The sequence below is a fragment of the Pseudomonas sp. S3(2024) genome, from assembly GCF_036861315.1.
Classification (GTDB): domain Bacteria; phylum Pseudomonadota; class Gammaproteobacteria; order Pseudomonadales; family Pseudomonadaceae; genus Aquipseudomonas; species Aquipseudomonas putida_A.
In genome coordinates, this window is record NZ_JAZAQQ010000012.1 from 115,975 (window position 1) to 130,554 (window position 14,580).

Here is a 14,580-nt window from a genome sequence, read left to right on the forward strand (position 1 = left end):
CATGGCCTTCTCCACACAAGACAGCGACGAGGTGCTGAGCGAGATCAACGTGACACCGCTGGTGGACGTGATGCTGGTGCTGCTGGTGGTGTTTATCGTCACCGCGCCGCTGCTGACCAATGCGATCCCGATCAACCTGCCGAAAACCGAAGCGGTGGCGCCGGTCGAGCAGAAAGATCCGCTGGTGGTGAGCATCGACGGCGCCGGCAAACTGTTTATCAACAAGGATGAAATTCAGCCGGACTTGCTGGAATTCAACCTCAAATCGGCCAAGGCCAAGGACCCGGAAGTGCGCGTGCAACTGCAGGCCGACGACGGGGTGAACTACGGCGAAGTGGCGCGGGCCATGGCTTCGATCGAGCGGGCGGGGATTACCAAATTGTCGGTGATCACTGCGCGGTAACAGGATTTACGTTTTTCCGGGGCCGTCTCCTTGGCAGGGTGCGGCCCCTTTTTTATCCCGCAATACAAGCCTCACCACCGACCCATTGTGGGAGCGGGCTTGCTCGCGAATGCGGTGGCTCAGCCAACATCTATGTCGATGCAGCTGATGCTTTCGCGAGCAAGCCCGCTCCCACAGGTGTATCTCTAATATTCTTTTCGAGTCTTAATAAATAGCTTCTTATTCCTTAACGAATATAAATCCCGTCCCTATACTCGATCAGGAACAGACACGACGCAGGAGAGCTCCCCATGCGCAACGAATCAATCCGCTACCTGATTGTGCCGGGCTGGCAAGGATCGCCAGAAGATCATTGGCAAACCCACTGGCAGAACAGCCTGCCCAACAGCGCACGCGTGGAGCAGGCCGACTGGCTGACGCCGCGCCGTGAAGACTGGGTCGCGGCGCTGGCCGAAGCGATTGCTGCCGACAGCACGCCGGTGATCCTGATTGCTCACAGCCTGGGTTGCATCACCGTTGCACATTGGGCGGCTACTGCGCCCGTGCAATACCTGCGTCAGGTGCGCGGCGCGTTGCTGGTCGCACCGGCCGATGTCGAGCGTCCGGCCTGCGCGCCGGCACTGCGCAATTTCGCGCCGATCCCGACCGACCTGCTGCCGTTCCCGAGCCAGGTGGTCAGTTCCGACAACGACGCCGCCGTCAGCGCCCCGCGCGCCCTCGAGCTGGCGCGCAACTGGGGCGCCGAAGCGGGGATTCTTGCCGGAGCCGGGCATATCAACGTCAAGTCCGGGCATCAGCGTTGGGAGCAGGGTTTCGCTTATCTGTATCGCCTGCAAAACCGTATGGAACACCACGCCCGGCGTCGCGCTTGAACCTTTTTCTTTTTTGAACGCCCCCGTCTGCCGGCGGTTCTGGGCGGGAGTCTGCCATGAGTTTCGAAACGTTCGGTCAGCCGTTGCTGACCTTTCCCGATGCGGAAAAAAGTCCCCTGAGCATTCGCGCCAAAGCGCTGGTGTTCGTCGATCCCCGGTCCCGCCAGTTGCGCGAAGAACTTGAGCACCTGGCGCCGCGTGCTATCTCGGTATTGATCCGCGGCGAGACCGGTACCGGTAAAGAGTTGCTCGCCCGTCACATTCACCGAGCCAGTGATCGCAGTGGTCTGTTCGTCTCGGTCAATTGCGGTGCGATCAGTCCTACTTACGCCGATGCCGAGCTGTTCGGTTATGCCGCCGGCAGTTACACCGGATCGGCGAGCAGTCGCGCCGGCTGGTTCGGTTCGGCCAACGGCGGCACCTTGTACCTCGATGAGATCGGCGATCTGCCGTTGCCGATCCAGATCAAACTGCTCGCCGCCCTGGAAAATCATGAAGTCACCCGCGTTGGCGCGCATCAGCCGAGCCCGGTGGATGTGCGGCTGGTAGCGGCAACCAGCATCGATCTGGCGCAAGCGGTGGACGCGGGGAAATTTCACGAACGGCTCTACCACTACCTCAGCGAAGGTCAGCTGGAATTGCCGGCGCTGCGCGAGCGGATTGGCGACATCCTGTCGCTGGCAGAGTATTTCCTCGGCATCTACAGCCAGCGCCTGGATCTGCCGGTGCCGCTGATCAGCGAAGCGGCGCAGCACCTGCTGGAGCGACACAGTTGGCCGGGCAACACCCGCGAGCTGGAAAACGTCATTCACTTTGCGCTGTTGGTCAGCACTGGCGACGAAATCCTGCCGGAGCACTTGAACCTGCCCGAGGTTTCTGGGCCGCAGCTTCAGATCGAACGACTGGTGGCACAAATCAACATCGGCGGCAGCGTCGACGAACGTAAGGCTTTGAAAGATCTGCTGATTGGTTTGAGCCAGCAGTTGTAGCTGTTTGCTTCTGTATGAACGAAATGGAATATCAAAGTGAATAAACGTTATTGTGCGGGAATAAAAAATCCCGGTATTGTCCGCTTCACGCCGGAGATAGCACTTCACTGGCACTCGTATTAATAGCCGTCGCCATTCGCGACCGTGATTCTCGATAAGGACACTGCATGAAAAAGGTTCTGTTGTTTACCGCATTGGCGGCTGCTCTGACTGCTTCCCTGGCCCAGGCCGGCGAGAAACTGGTGGTGGCGGCGACTCCGGTGCCGCACGCGGAAATTCTCGAGCTGATCAAACCGACCCTGGCCAAAGAAGGCGTGGATCTGGAAATCAAGGTCTTCACCGACTACGTGCAGCCGAACGTGCAGGTTGGCGAGAAGCGTCTGGATGCCAACTACTTCCAGACCAAGCCTTACCTGGACAGCTTCAACGCCGGCAAATACAAGGACGACAAGTCCAAGTACCTGGTGACCGTGCAAGGCGTGCACGTTGAACCCTTCGGTGGCTACTCGAGCAAGTACAAGAAACTGGCTGATCTGCCAGACGGCGCGACCATCGCCATCCCGAACGAAGGCAGCAACAGCGGCCGTGCGCTGATCCTGCTGCAGAAGGCTGGCCTGATCGAACTGAAAGATCCGAAAAACGCCTTGGCGACCCCTAAGGACATCGCCAAGAACCCGCACAACTTCAAGTTCAAGGAACTGGAATCGGCCCTGTTGCCACGTGTGCTGAAGGAAGTTGATCTGGACATGATCAACACCAACTACGCGCTGGAAGCCAAGCTGAACCCGACCAAGGATGCGCTGGTGATCGAAGGCGCTGACTCGCCTTACGTGAACTTCCTGGTAGCCCGTGAGGACAACAAGAACAGCGACGCCATCAAGAAACTGGCCGCTGCCCTGACCAGCCCTGAAGTCAAAGCGTTCATCGAGAAGAAGTACAACGGCGCGGTATTGCCGGCGTTCTGATCCGACGCTAAACCACCCCTTCAAGGTATGAAAACGCCGATGGCCAGTGATGGTCATCGGCGTTTTTGTGCGTGCTCGATTTATGGGATCGACATTCCTGTGGCGAGGGAGCTTGCTCCCGCTGGAGGCCGAAGGACTCCCAATGGCGTGCCCGGTTTGCAACTGCTGCGCAGCCGAGCGGGAGCAAGCTCCTAGCCACAAAATATCAAAAGCCAGATCGGGTGCAGGCCACTTGAGCCTTCAACGCCCGGCGCAACGCCACGAGCAATTTCACGATGTCCTGCGGATCCAGTCGCTGCGGCACTTTTACGTCCATGTTGTCTTCCTTGTAATGGTTTGGCCGGGGGAGTCTGGCCAAAAGCTGTTCGTCCTTGGAGGGCTTTCATGCAAAAAAGATCCTTCCTACAGCGCAAGGGAAAATAGCCTTCTTATTCCTTGCCGGCAAACCCACAGGATAGTTTTTTGCGTGATATCAATATGCTTTAACGGTATTTAAATTCTTGTTTTTATACCTATAAAGTCAGCGCCTGCCGGACAGTTACCCGCTGTCCATGGACTGCATGACCGTCGCTTACCGAGCGACGTCCAGGATGCTTCATGACTTTCGATTACGCCTTTATCCTCAGTACCCTGCCGGCCTTTCTCAAGGCTGTGGGCGTGACGCTGCAAGTCGGGTTCATCGCCATCGGCACGTCGCTGCTGGTGGCGCTGCTCAATGCAACGATCCTGGTGTTCCGCACACCGTACCTGCAAAAACTGGTGGGCCTTTATGTGGAACTGGCGCGCAACACACCGCTGCTGATTCAACTGTTCTTCGTCTACTTCGCCTTGCCGGCCATCGGCATCCAGGTTTCCGGATTCACCGCGGCAATCATCACCATGACTTTCCTTGGCGGTGCCTACCTCACCGAAGTGCTGCGCGCCGGGGTCGATGCGGTGCCGCAGGCGCAACTGGAATCGGGCCGCTCCATTGGTCTGTCCCACGGCCAGTTGCTGCGCTACGTAATCCTGCCGCAAGCGGGGATTCTCAGCCTGCCGTCGCTGTTCGCCAATTTCATTTTCCTGCTCAAGGAAACCACCGTGGTCTCGGCGGTGGCCGTGCCGGAAATCCTCTACACCACCAAGAGCTACATCGCGCTCTACTACAAAACCTACGAAATGCTCGCCGTGCTGACGCTGATCTGCGTGCTGCTGTTCTTGCCGCTGTCGCTGTTGCTCAGTCGTTTGGAAAGGAGGCTCCAGCATGGCCAGTTCGGGTCTTGAACTGCTCTGGGTGTCGTTGCCGCAATTGGCAAAAGGCGCTGGGCAAACCCTGTCGATCTCGTTTCTGAGCATCGCCATCAGCACCATTGGCGGGGTGCTCTACGGCGTATTGCGCACGCTCAATGTGGCGTGGCTGAACGTCATTCTGCGGGTTTATCTGGAACTGTTCCGGGCGATTCCGGTGCTGGTCTGGCTGTACCTGCTGTTTTTCGGCCTGCCGATTTTCTTCGGCCTGAGCCTGCCGAGCTTCTGGTGCGCGGTGCTGGTGCTATCGCTGTGGGGCGCCAGCGAGGTCGGCGAAGTGGCGCGCGGTGCGTTGCATTCTTTGCCGCGCGGGCAGCGTGAAGCAGGGCTGTCGATCGGCCTGAACGCGGCGCAACTGTACGGCTACGTGCTGCTGCCGCAGGCGCTGAAACGCATGACGCCGCCGACCATCAACGTCTACACGCGAATCATCAAGACCAGCTCGCTGGCGGTGCTGATTGGCGTGGTCGATGTGATCAAGGTCGGCCAGCAGATCATCGAGCGCACTTACGAATCGGTGCTGATCTACGGCGCGCTGTTTCTGTTTTTCTTTTTCATCTGCTACCCGCTGTCGGCCGCTTCGCGCGTGCTGGAGCGGCGCTGGACGCAAGCATGAGCGCATTGGTCGAGTTTCAGGGTTTCAACAAATTCTACGGCGAGCAGCAGGTGCTCAAGGGCATCGACCTGCAAGTGCGCAGCGGCGAAGTGATCGTCATCCTCGGCCCCAGCGGTTGTGGCAAAAGCACGCTGCTGCGTTGCCTCAATGGTCTGGAAGAAGCCCACAGCGGCAGCCTGAAGTTTGTCGGCCGCGAGCTGCTGGACAAGGCCACCGACTGGCGCGAAGTGCGTCAGCAGATCGGCATGGTGTTCCAGAGTTATCACCTGTTTCCGCACATGAGCGTGCTCGACAATTTGTTGCTCGGCCCGCTCAAGGTGCAAAAGCGCCAGCGCCGTGAAGCGCAGCAGCAAGCCGAAGCCTTGCTCGAACGGGTGGGCCTGGCGGACAAGCGCGATGCCTTCCCGCGCCAGCTCTCCGGCGGCCAGCAGCAACGCATCGCCATCGTCCGCTCGTTGTGCATGAACCCACGGGTCATGCTCTTTGATGAAGTCACCGCCGCCCTTGATCCGGAGATGGTCAAGGAAGTGCTGCAAGTGATTCAGGGCCTGGCCCGCGAGGGCATGACCCTGCTGATCGTCACCCACGAAATGGCCTTCGCCCGCGCGGTGGCCGACCGTATCGTGTTCATGGATGCCGGACGCATCCTTGAACAGAACCCGCCCGAGATTTTCTTTACGAACCCGCAAACCGCACGCGCGCAGCAGTTTCTGGAGAAGTTCTCCTTCGTTGCAACACTGCCTGAAACGAATCCGACAAAGGAACTGGAACCGCTATGAAAACTGCCAAGTCATCCCTGTTTTTACTGCCGCTGCTGGGGCTCGCGCTGCTCGCCGGCTGCAACAAATCCGAAGAACCGGCCAAGCCGAAAGTCGCCAGCGAAAGCACCGCGCCAGCCGGTTACCTGGACAAGATCAAGGCCCGCGACAAACTGATCGTCGGTGTATTCACCGACAAGCCACCGTTCGGTTTCGTCGATGAGGCCGGGCGCTACGTCGGCTTCGACACCGACATCGGTCGGCGCTTCGCCAAGGATCTGCTGGGCGACGAGAACAAGGTCGAGTTCGTGGCCGTGGAACCGGCGAGCCGCATTCCGTTCCTGCAGAGCGACAAGGTCGACCTGATCCTCGCCAACATGACCGTGACCCCGGAGCGCAAGGAAGCGGTGGAATTCACCAACCCGAACCTTAAGGTCGCGGTGCAGGCACTGGTACCGCAAGGCAGCTCGGTGAAAAAACTCGATGACCTGGCGACCCGCACCACCATCGTCACCACCGGCACGACTGCAGACATCTGGCTGACCAAGAATCATCCGGACTGGAAACTGCTGAAGTTCGAGAAAAACTCCGAGTCGCTGCAAGCCCTGGCCAACGGGCGCGGCGATGCCTACGCGCAGGACAACCTGGTGCTGTTCAGCTGGGCCAAGCAGAACCCGGGCTACCGCGTGCTGGACGAAAAACTCGGCGCCGAAGCACCGATTGCTCCGGCGGTGAAGAAGGGCAACGTCGAGCTGCGTGACTGGGTGAATACCGAGCTGGCCAAGTTGGGTGAAGAAAAGTACCTGCTCAAGCTGTACGACCAATATGTGCGTAAAGAACTAAGCGAAGACACCCAGCCTGAGAGTGTGATTGTCGAGGGTGGCAAGTGGCAGGGGTGATTGGCCGTTAAATCTGCGCTGACCTGAAGGCCCTCTTCGCGAGCAAGCCCGCTCCCACAGGGGTACGCATTCCAACTGTGGGAGCGAGCTTGCTCGCGAAAGGGCTCGCTCAGGTGCCGCTCAATCCGGCCAGTTCCACGCCGGCTCATCCAGCACCCGCTGGCCAACAATTCCGGTCTGCCCCAGTGTCTTCTCCAGCACGATGCAGTTGCATTCGGGATCTTCCTGCAACGCCGAAATCAACCGTCGCGCATGGGACACCACCCACACCTGACAAGCCTGCGATGCGCGAATGATCAANGCTCATCCAGCACCCGCTGGCCAACAATTCCGGTCTGCCCCAGTGTCTTCTCCAGCACGATGCAGTTGCATTCGGGATCTTCCTGCAACGCCGAAATCAACCGTCGCGCATGGGACACCACCCACACCTGACAAGCCTGCGATGCGCGAATGATCAAGCGCGCCAGCGCCGGCAACAGATCCGGATGCAGACTGGTTTCCGGTTCGTTGAGCACCATCAATGACGGCGGGCGTGGCGTCAACAGCGCGGCGATCAGCAGCAGATAACGCAGCGTGCCGTCCGACAACTCTGCCGCCGACAATGGCCGCAGCAACCCCTCCTGAAAGAACTCGATGGCAAAGCGTCCGCCGGCCAGCGGTGCGATGTTCAGCCGTGCGCCGGGAAACGCGTCGCTGATCGCCGCCTGCAACGCCTCGGGGTCGCCGATTTCATTGATGGTCTGCAGGGCTGCGGCGAGGTCGCGACCGTCGTGGTGCAGCACCGGCGTGCGCGTACCCAGTTGCGGTTGGCGCACCGGGGCGTCGGCGTCGCTGCGAAAGTGATCGTAGAAGCGCCAGCGGCGAATGAACTCGCGCATCTGGAACACTTCCGGCGAACTGCGCAGGCTGCCGATCTGATCGAACAGACTGTCGAAATTCGGCGTGTGCTGTGCCAGCACGTCCCAGCTGCGGCCTTCGCGGGCGCGAATCATCGGGCCGTTGCGATCCACCAGCAGGCTGGCCGGGCGATAGAGCGGCCCGGCCCAGATGCATTCGCGCTTGATCTGCGGATCGAGACTGAAGCGCGAGGGGCTGGGATGAGTGTCCCCCGGCAGCATGAAATGTCCGTTGGAGTCGGGCAATCCGAGGCTGATGGAGTAGCTGAAATCCTCGCCGGCAAACCCCAGGCGCAGACGTTTGACGCCCTGACGCACCGTCGGCTCGACCGCCACTTCGCCGTTGCGCATGCGCCGACTGATGGTTTCCGGCCCGGCCCAGAACGTCGAATCCAGCCCGCCCTCGCGGGCCAGTGCATTGACCACGCCGCCCTGGGCGGTCTCCGCCAGCAGGCGCAAGGCCCGATAGAGATTGGACTTGCCGCTGCCGTTGGGGCCGGTGATCAGGTTCAGCCGACCCAGCGGAATCACCAGTTTGTTGATCGAGCGGTAATTGGCCACCGCGAGGGTCTTGAGCATGAAAATCCTTCTCTTGAGGCGACCATTGTAGGAGCTGCCGAAGGCTGCGATCTTTTGATCTTGCTTTTGTAAAGTCAAAAGATCGCAGCCTGCGGCAGCTCCTACAGGGGAAATATAGAGATCACGCAGGCGAACGTTGAACCCTGTTCTAAGCTCACAGTCGTATCGTCACTTGCACGTTCGTACACAGGAAGGAGTCTGCATGGCGAGTCCCGGATTGAAAACAGTTGTCGTGCTGAGCCTGCTCACGTTGCTGACCGCTTGCGGCAAGAAAGAAGCCCCGGCGGAGTACCTGCCACGGGTCTTCGTGCAAGAGGTCAAACCGGCGGACTATGCCGCTGCCGTGACCCTCACCGGTGACGTGCAGGCGCGGGTGCAGACCGAACTGTCGTTCCGGGTCGGCGGCAAGATCATCCAGCGCATGGTGGATGTCGGCGACCGGGTCAGCGCCAAACAGGTACTGGCCAAACTCGATCCCAAGGATTTGCAGACCAACGTCGATTCCGCGCAAGCCCAGGTCATCGCCGAACAGGCGCGGGTCAAGCAGAGTGCGGCGGCGTTCGTGCGTCAGCAGAAGCTGCTGCCCAAGGGCTACACCAGCCAGAGCGAATTCGATTCCGCACAAGCCGCCTTGCGCAGCAGCCAGAGCGCCCTGAGCGCGGCGCAAGCGCAACTGGCCAATGCCAAGGATCAACTCAGTTACACCTCGCTGATCGCTGACGCCCCCGGCATCATCACTGAGCGCCAGGCTGAAGTCGGCCAGGTGGTCCAGGCCACCGCGCCGATTTTCAAACTGGCCCGCGATGGCGATCGTGACGCGGTGTTCAACGTTTATGAGTCGTTGCTGGCTGAGCGCCCGGCGGAGCGTTCGATTGTCGTCAGCCTGCTCGACAACCCCAACATCAAGACCACCGGCACGGTGCGTGAAATCACCCCGGCGGTGTCGGCGCAGTCCGGCACGGTGCAAGTCAAGGTCACCCTCGACAGCCTGCCACAGGGCATGCAGCTCGGCTCGGTGGTCAGCGCCACGGCCAAGGGCAGCGGCAAGTCGGCGGTGGAATTGCCGTGGTCGGCGCTGACCAAAAACATCAGCGATCCGGCGGTGTGGATGGTCGACGACAAGGGCGAAGCGCAGCTGCACAACGTCACCGTCAGCCGCTACCTGATCGGCAAGGTCATCATCAGCGACGGCCTCAAGGGCGGTGAGAAAGTGATTGTCGCGGGTGGGCAACTGCTGCACCCGGGCATGAAAGTCGAAATCGCCGAAAACACCTACGAAGGTCTGCAACCGGGAGCGCAGCCATGAAGCGTCTGGGGCTGTTGTCCATTGGTGTGCTGCTGGCCGCCTGCTCGAAAAGCGAGCCACCGCCGGAGCCGGTTCGGCCGGTATTGTCGATCAAGGTACAGGCGCTGAACGAGGAAACCCTCGGGCGTTTCGCCGGCAGCATTCAGGCGCGTTACGAGAGTAACACCGGGTTCCGCGTCGGCGGGCGCATTGCCAGTCGCAACGTCGATGTCGGCGCCGAGGTGCAAAAGGGTACGCTGCTGGCGACCCTCGATCCGTCCGATCAGCAGAACCAGTTGCGTTCGGCCCAAGGCGACCTGGCCAAGGTCCAGGCGCAACTGATCAACGCCCAGGCCAATGCCCGTCGGCAGCAGGCGCTGTTCGATCGCGGGGTTGGCGCGCAGGCGCAACTGGACATCGCCACCACCGACCTGAAAACCACCCAGGCCTCGCTCGATCAGGCGCGGGCGGCGGTCAACCAGAGCCAGGATCAACTCGCTTACACCGAATTGCGCGCCGACCACAAAGCCGTGGTCACCGCGTGGAATGCCGAGGCCGGTCAAGTGGTGACAGCAGGTCAGCAAGTGGTGACCCTGGCGCAACCGGACATCAAGGAAGCGGTGATCGATCTGCCGGACACGCTGGTCGACGAGATTCCTTCCGACGTGGTGTTTCTGGTGGCCGGGCAACTCGACCCGAGCATCAACACCACCGCAACCATTCGCGAAATCGAACCGCAGGCCCAAAGCGCCACGCGCACCCGCCGCGCGCGGCTGACCCTGGCCAACACGCCAGACGGTTTCCGCCTCGGCACGGCGATCAGCGTGACCCTCAGTTCGGCGATCAAGCCGCGCATCGAATTGCCTGCCACCGCCCTGCAGGAAGCCGACGGCAAGACCCGCATCTGGGTGATCGACACCCAAAGCAAAACCGTCGCGCCCCGTGACGTCAGCGTGATCAGCCGCACCGACGGCACGGTGGTGCTGGCCGGCGGGGTCAAGTCCGGCGAGCAGGTGGTCACCGCAGGCGTTAACAGTCTCAAACCCGGACAAGCCGTGAAACTCGACGAGGACAGTCAATGAAAGGCTCTTTCAATCTCTCCGAATGGGCCCTCAAGCATCAGTCGTTTGTCTGGTACCTGATGTTCGTCGCGCTGCTGATGGGGGTGTTTTCGTACTTCAATCTGGGCCGCGAAGAAGACCCCTCGTTCACCATCAAGACCATGGTCATCCAGACCAAGTGGCCGGGTGCGACCCAGGAGGAAACCCTCAAGCAGGTTACCGATCGCATCGAGAAAAAACTCGAGGAGCTCGACTCCCTCGACTACGTGAAAAGCTACACGCGCCCCGGCGAATCGACGGTTTACGTGTACCTGCGCGACACCACCAGCGCCAAGGACATTCCAGAGATCTGGTACCAGGTGCGCAAGAAGATCGATGACATTCGCGGCCAGTTTCCCCAGGGCATTCAAGGCCCCGGGTTCAACGACGAGTTTGGCGATGTGTACGGTTCGGTCTACGCGTTTACCGCCGACGGCCTGACCATGCGCCAGTTGCGCGATTACGTGGAGCAGGCCCGCGCCGAGATCCGCAACGTCCCGGGGCTGGGCAAGATCGAAATGATCGGCCAGCAGGACGAAGTGATTTACCTGAACTTCTCCACCCGCAAACTCGCCGCGCTGGGCATCGACCAGCGTCAGGTGGTGCAGAGCCTGCAATCGCAGAACGCCGTGACCCCGGCGGGGGTGATCGAGGCCGGCCCGGAGCGCATTTCGGTGCGCACCTCGGGGCAGTTCGCTTCGGAGAAGGATCTGGCCGAGGTCAATCTCAAGCTCAATGACCGCTTCTATCGTCTGGCCGATGTCGCCGACATCAGTCGCGGTTACGTCGACCCGGCCACGCCGGAATTCCGTTTCGACGGCAAGCCGGCAATCGGTCTGGCGATTGCCATGCAGAAGGGCGGTAACGTCCAGGAATTCGGCAAGGCGCTGCACCAGCGGATCGACCAGATCACCGCTGATTTGCCGGTTGGCGTCGGCGTCCATACGGTGTCCGATCAGGCCGTGGTGGTGGAAGAGGCGGTCGGCGGTTTCACCAGTGCGCTGTTCGAAGCGGTGGTGATCGTGCTGGTGGTCAGCTTCATCAGCCTCGGCGTGCGCGCCGGGCTGGTGGTGGCGTGCTCGATTCCGCTGGTGCTGGCGATGGTCTTCGTGTTCATGGAATACAGCGGCATCACCATGCAGCGGATTTCCCTCGGTGCGCTGATCATCGCCCTCGGCCTGCTGGTGGACGACGCGATGATCACTGTGGAGATGATGGTTACACGCCTGGAAATGGGTGAGACCAAGGAACAGGCGGCGACGTTCGCCTACACCTCGACGGCGTTCCCGATGCTTACCGGTACGCTGGTGACTGTCGCCGGTTTCGTGCCCATCGGCCTCAACGCCAGCTCCGCCGGCGAGTACACCTTCACCCTGTTTGCGGTGATCGCGGTGGCGATGCTGGTGTCGTGGGTGGTGGCGGTATTCTTTGCGCCGGTGATCGGCGTGCACATCCTCAGCACCAACGTGAAGCCCCATGAAGCCGAGCCGGGCCGCATCGGTCGGGCGTTCAACGGTGGTTTGCTGTGGTGCATGCGCAATCGTTGGTGGGCGATCGGCATCACCGTGCTGCTGTTTGTGCTGGCGGTGTTCTGCATGCGCTTTGTGCAGAATCAGTTCTTCCCTTCGTCGGATCGCCCGGAAATTCTCGTCGACCTGAACCTGCCGCAAAACGCCTCGATCGACGAAACCCGCAAGGCCGTGGACAAGCTCGAAGCCACGCTCAAGGGCGATCCGGACATCGTGCGCTGGAGCACCTACATCGGTCAGGGTGCGATCCGTTTCTACCTGCCGCTCGACCAGCAATTGCAGAACCCGTACTACGCGCAACTGGTGATCGTCAGCAAGGATTTCGAGGCCCGTGAGGCGCTGAGCCAACGCCTGCGTGAGCGCCTGCACAAGGACTTCGTCGGCATCGGCAGTTACGTGCAGGCGCTGGAAATGGGCCCGCCGGTAGGACGTCCGATCCAGTACCGGGTCAGTGGCAAGGACATCGATCAGGTGCGCAAGCACGCCATCGATCTGGCGACCGAGCTGGACAAGAACGAGCACATCGGCGAGATCATTTACGACTGGAACGAGCCGGGCAAAGTCCTGCGCATCGACATCGCCCAGGACAAGGCGCGTCAGCTCGGGCTGTCGTCGGAAGATGTGGCGAAGTTGATGAACAGCATCGTCAGCGGCTCGCCGTTGACCCAGGTCAACGACGACATTTACCTGATCAACGTGGTCGGCCGGGCGGTGAACTCGGAACGCGGCACGCCGGAAACCCTGCAGAACCTGCAGATCGTCACACCCAACGGCACGTCGATTCCGCTGCTGGCCTTCGCCACCGTGCGTTATGAGCTGGAGCAGCCGCTGGTGTGGCGTCGCGACCGCTTGCCGACCATCACCATCAAGGCTTCGGTGCGTGACGAGATCCAGCCGACCGATCTGGTGAAACTGCTCAAGCCGTCAATCGATGCCTTCGCTGAAAAACTGCCGGTCGGCTACAAGGTCGCCACCGGCGGTACGGTCGAGGAAAGCGGCAAGGCCCAAGGGCCGATCGCCAAGGTGCTGCCGTTGATGCTGTTTTTGATGGCGACCTTCCTGATGATCCAGCTGCACAGCGTGCAGAAGATGTTCCTGGTGGCGAGTGTCGCGCCGCTGGGGCTGATCGGCGTGGTGCTGGCGCTGGTGCCGACCGGGACGCCGATGGGCTTTGTGGCGATCCTCGGGATTCTGGCGCTGATCGGTATCATCATCCGCAACTCGGTAATCCTCGTGACGCAGATCGATGAGTTCGAGCGCAACGGCTCCGCGCCGTGGGATGCAGTGGTGGAAGCGACTGAGCACCGCCGCCGACCAATCCTGCTGACCGCGGCGGCGGCGAGCATGGGCATGATTCCGATTGCCCGGGAAGTGTTCTGGGGGCCGATGGCCTACGCGATGATTGGCGGGATCGTGGTGGCGACGTTGCTGACCCTGCTGTTTTTGCCGGCGCTGTATGTGGCCTGGTACAAGATTCGCGAGCCGCAGAAAGAGGCCGCTTAAAAGCGAGTGCTGCGCACTCATCGCGAGCAGGCTCACTCCTACAGGGGAGCGCATTCCAACTGTGGGAGCGGGCTTGCTCGCGAAGGCGTCAGAACTGACTACGCAGATTTACCCCAAACGCTGGCCAGCCAAGGCTGCTGCTCGCGCGGCAATCCTGCCGGCCGGTAGTAATGCTCCAGCTCGACAAACCCCGCTGCCGTGAGCAACCCGCGCCACGCGTCCAGGTCGTGATATGAGCCGTAGCGTGGCCCATTCCAGCCCTCACGGTTATCCCCGCGAGGATTGGAACTGAACAACACCCCGCCCGGCTTCAGCGTGCCATGCAGCTGCCCGAGCACACGCGGCAACTCCTGCAACGGCACATGAAACAGCACCGCATTGGCGAAGATCCCGTCGAAGCGCTCGGCTGGCAGATCGAGTTTCAGAAAGTCCTGACACCACACCTCGCAGCCACTGTCTTCCCGGGCCATCTGCGCAAATTTTTCCGCGCCATCGAGGCCGACCGCGACATGGCCCAGGCGGGTGAACGTCTGCAAGTCGCGCCCCGGGCCGCAGCCGAAATCGAGAATCTTGAACGGCGCAGTGCCGTGGATGTGCCGTAGCAGCGCGTCGATGTTCTGGCTGACATCGTGATCGCGGGTGCCTTCGCGGAAGTCTTCGGCCACCGCGTTGTAGTGGCCGAGGGTGGTGGCGGTGATCTGTTCCAGATCGGAGGGCGTTTGCTTCATGGTCGAGGGCTGCGCGGCAGTTGGGATTTGCCGAATATACGCCAACCAGCGGGGCCGCTGCGCAGCCCATCGCGAGCAGGCTGTAGTGGTTCAGTTTTTTTAAACCACTCCGTAGGAGTATTAGGCCGCCTGCTGCTCAAACAGCGCAGGCGGCAATTGGTTCGAGGCAGA

The 14,580-nt window shown here is 60.9% G+C and carries 13 protein-coding genes and 1 pseudogene; 11 read left to right on the forward strand and 3 right to left on the reverse strand.

The window, feature by feature from the left end; translation table 11 throughout:
- The first annotated feature begins 1 nt into the window (after window position 1).
- The 8 genes from VLA07_RS24265 (at window position 2) to VLA07_RS24300 (ending at window position 6,789) form a co-directional block, all read left to right on the forward strand.
- On the forward strand, window positions 2-403 hold the full coding sequence (locus VLA07_RS24265; protein WP_003220570.1) for an ExbD/TolR family protein: 402 nt from the start codon (window positions 2-4) through the stop codon (window positions 401-403).
- A 290-nt stretch (window positions 404-693) separates the two neighbouring features.
- Window positions 694-1,275, forward strand: a complete 582-nt coding sequence (locus VLA07_RS24270; RefSeq protein WP_003220572.1) for an alpha/beta hydrolase — start codon at window positions 694-696, stop codon at window positions 1,273-1,275.
- A gap of 56 nt (window positions 1,276-1,331) precedes the next feature.
- A complete protein-coding gene (locus tag VLA07_RS24275) occupies window positions 1,332-2,264 on the forward strand; it encodes a sigma 54-interacting transcriptional regulator (protein ID WP_003220574.1) in 933 nt (310 codons plus the stop codon).
- Window positions 2,265-2,431: 167 nt separating this feature from the next.
- A complete protein-coding gene (locus tag VLA07_RS24280) occupies window positions 2,432-3,229 on the forward strand; it encodes a MetQ/NlpA family ABC transporter substrate-binding protein (protein WP_027611172.1) in 798 nt (265 codons plus the stop codon).
- A gap of 597 nt (window positions 3,230-3,826) precedes the next feature.
- Window positions 3,827-4,492, forward strand: coding sequence for an amino acid ABC transporter permease (locus tag VLA07_RS24285; RefSeq protein ID WP_027611173.1), 666 nt, complete (start codon window positions 3,827-3,829; stop codon window positions 4,490-4,492).
- Window positions 4,473-5,132, forward strand: coding sequence for an amino acid ABC transporter permease (locus VLA07_RS24290; RefSeq protein ID WP_330206709.1), 660 nt, complete (start codon window positions 4,473-4,475; stop codon window positions 5,130-5,132). Before VLA07_RS24285 ends, VLA07_RS24290 begins: the two co-directional genes overlap by 20 nt.
- Window positions 5,129-5,911 (forward strand): amino acid ABC transporter ATP-binding protein, encoded by a 783-nt coding sequence (locus tag VLA07_RS24295; protein ID WP_183784539.1) that lies wholly within the window; start codon window positions 5,129-5,131, stop codon window positions 5,909-5,911. The genes VLA07_RS24290 and VLA07_RS24295 overlap by 4 nt, the downstream gene beginning before the upstream one ends.
- A complete protein-coding gene (locus tag VLA07_RS24300) occupies window positions 5,908-6,789 on the forward strand; it encodes a transporter substrate-binding domain-containing protein (protein WP_333991963.1) in 882 nt (293 codons plus the stop codon). Before VLA07_RS24295 ends, VLA07_RS24300 begins: the two co-directional genes overlap by 4 nt.
- 120 nt (window positions 6,790-6,909) lie before the next feature.
- On the opposite strand, the pseudogene VLA07_RS24305 reads toward VLA07_RS24300, so the two are convergent.
- Both VLA07_RS24305 and VLA07_RS24310 read right to left on the reverse strand, forming a co-directional pair.
- Window positions 6,910-7,089 (reverse strand): annotated as a pseudogene (locus tag VLA07_RS24305) (AAA family ATPase); the annotation flags it as partial.
- A complete protein-coding gene (locus VLA07_RS24310) occupies window positions 7,086-8,264 on the reverse strand; it encodes an AAA family ATPase (protein ID WP_333991965.1) in 1,179 nt (392 codons plus the stop codon). The gene VLA07_RS24310 and the pseudogene VLA07_RS24305, both read right to left, overlap by 4 nt.
- 202 nt (window positions 8,265-8,466) lie before the next feature.
- Between VLA07_RS24310 and VLA07_RS24315 the strand changes: the two genes are divergently transcribed.
- The 3 genes from VLA07_RS24315 to VLA07_RS24325 are packed head-to-tail and all read left to right on the forward strand — an operon-like array spanning window position 8,467 to window position 13,681.
- Window positions 8,467-9,570 carry an efflux RND transporter periplasmic adaptor subunit gene (locus tag VLA07_RS24315; protein WP_204894259.1) on the forward strand — a complete coding sequence of 368 codons (1,104 nt, stop codon included), beginning with the start codon at window positions 8,467-8,469 and terminating at the stop codon, window positions 9,568-9,570.
- The gene (locus VLA07_RS24320) at window positions 9,567-10,631 is read left to right on the forward strand and encodes an efflux RND transporter periplasmic adaptor subunit (protein WP_098966644.1); all 1,065 of its coding nucleotides are present in this window, start codon (window positions 9,567-9,569) and stop codon (window positions 10,629-10,631) included. The genes VLA07_RS24315 and VLA07_RS24320 overlap by 4 nt, the downstream gene beginning before the upstream one ends.
- Entirely contained in the window at window positions 10,628-13,681 is a 3,054-nt protein-coding gene (locus VLA07_RS24325) for an efflux RND transporter permease subunit (protein WP_333991969.1), read from the forward strand. The genes VLA07_RS24320 and VLA07_RS24325 overlap by 4 nt, the downstream gene beginning before the upstream one ends.
- Before the next feature lie 98 nt (window positions 13,682-13,779).
- Here VLA07_RS24325 and VLA07_RS24330 read toward each other — a convergent pair whose 3' ends face one another.
- Window positions 13,780-14,409: a class I SAM-dependent methyltransferase gene (locus VLA07_RS24330; RefSeq protein ID WP_333991971.1), complete on the reverse strand. Its 630-nt coding sequence runs from the start codon at window positions 14,407-14,409 to the stop codon at window positions 13,780-13,782.
- Window positions 14,410-14,580: the final 171 nt, after the last annotated feature.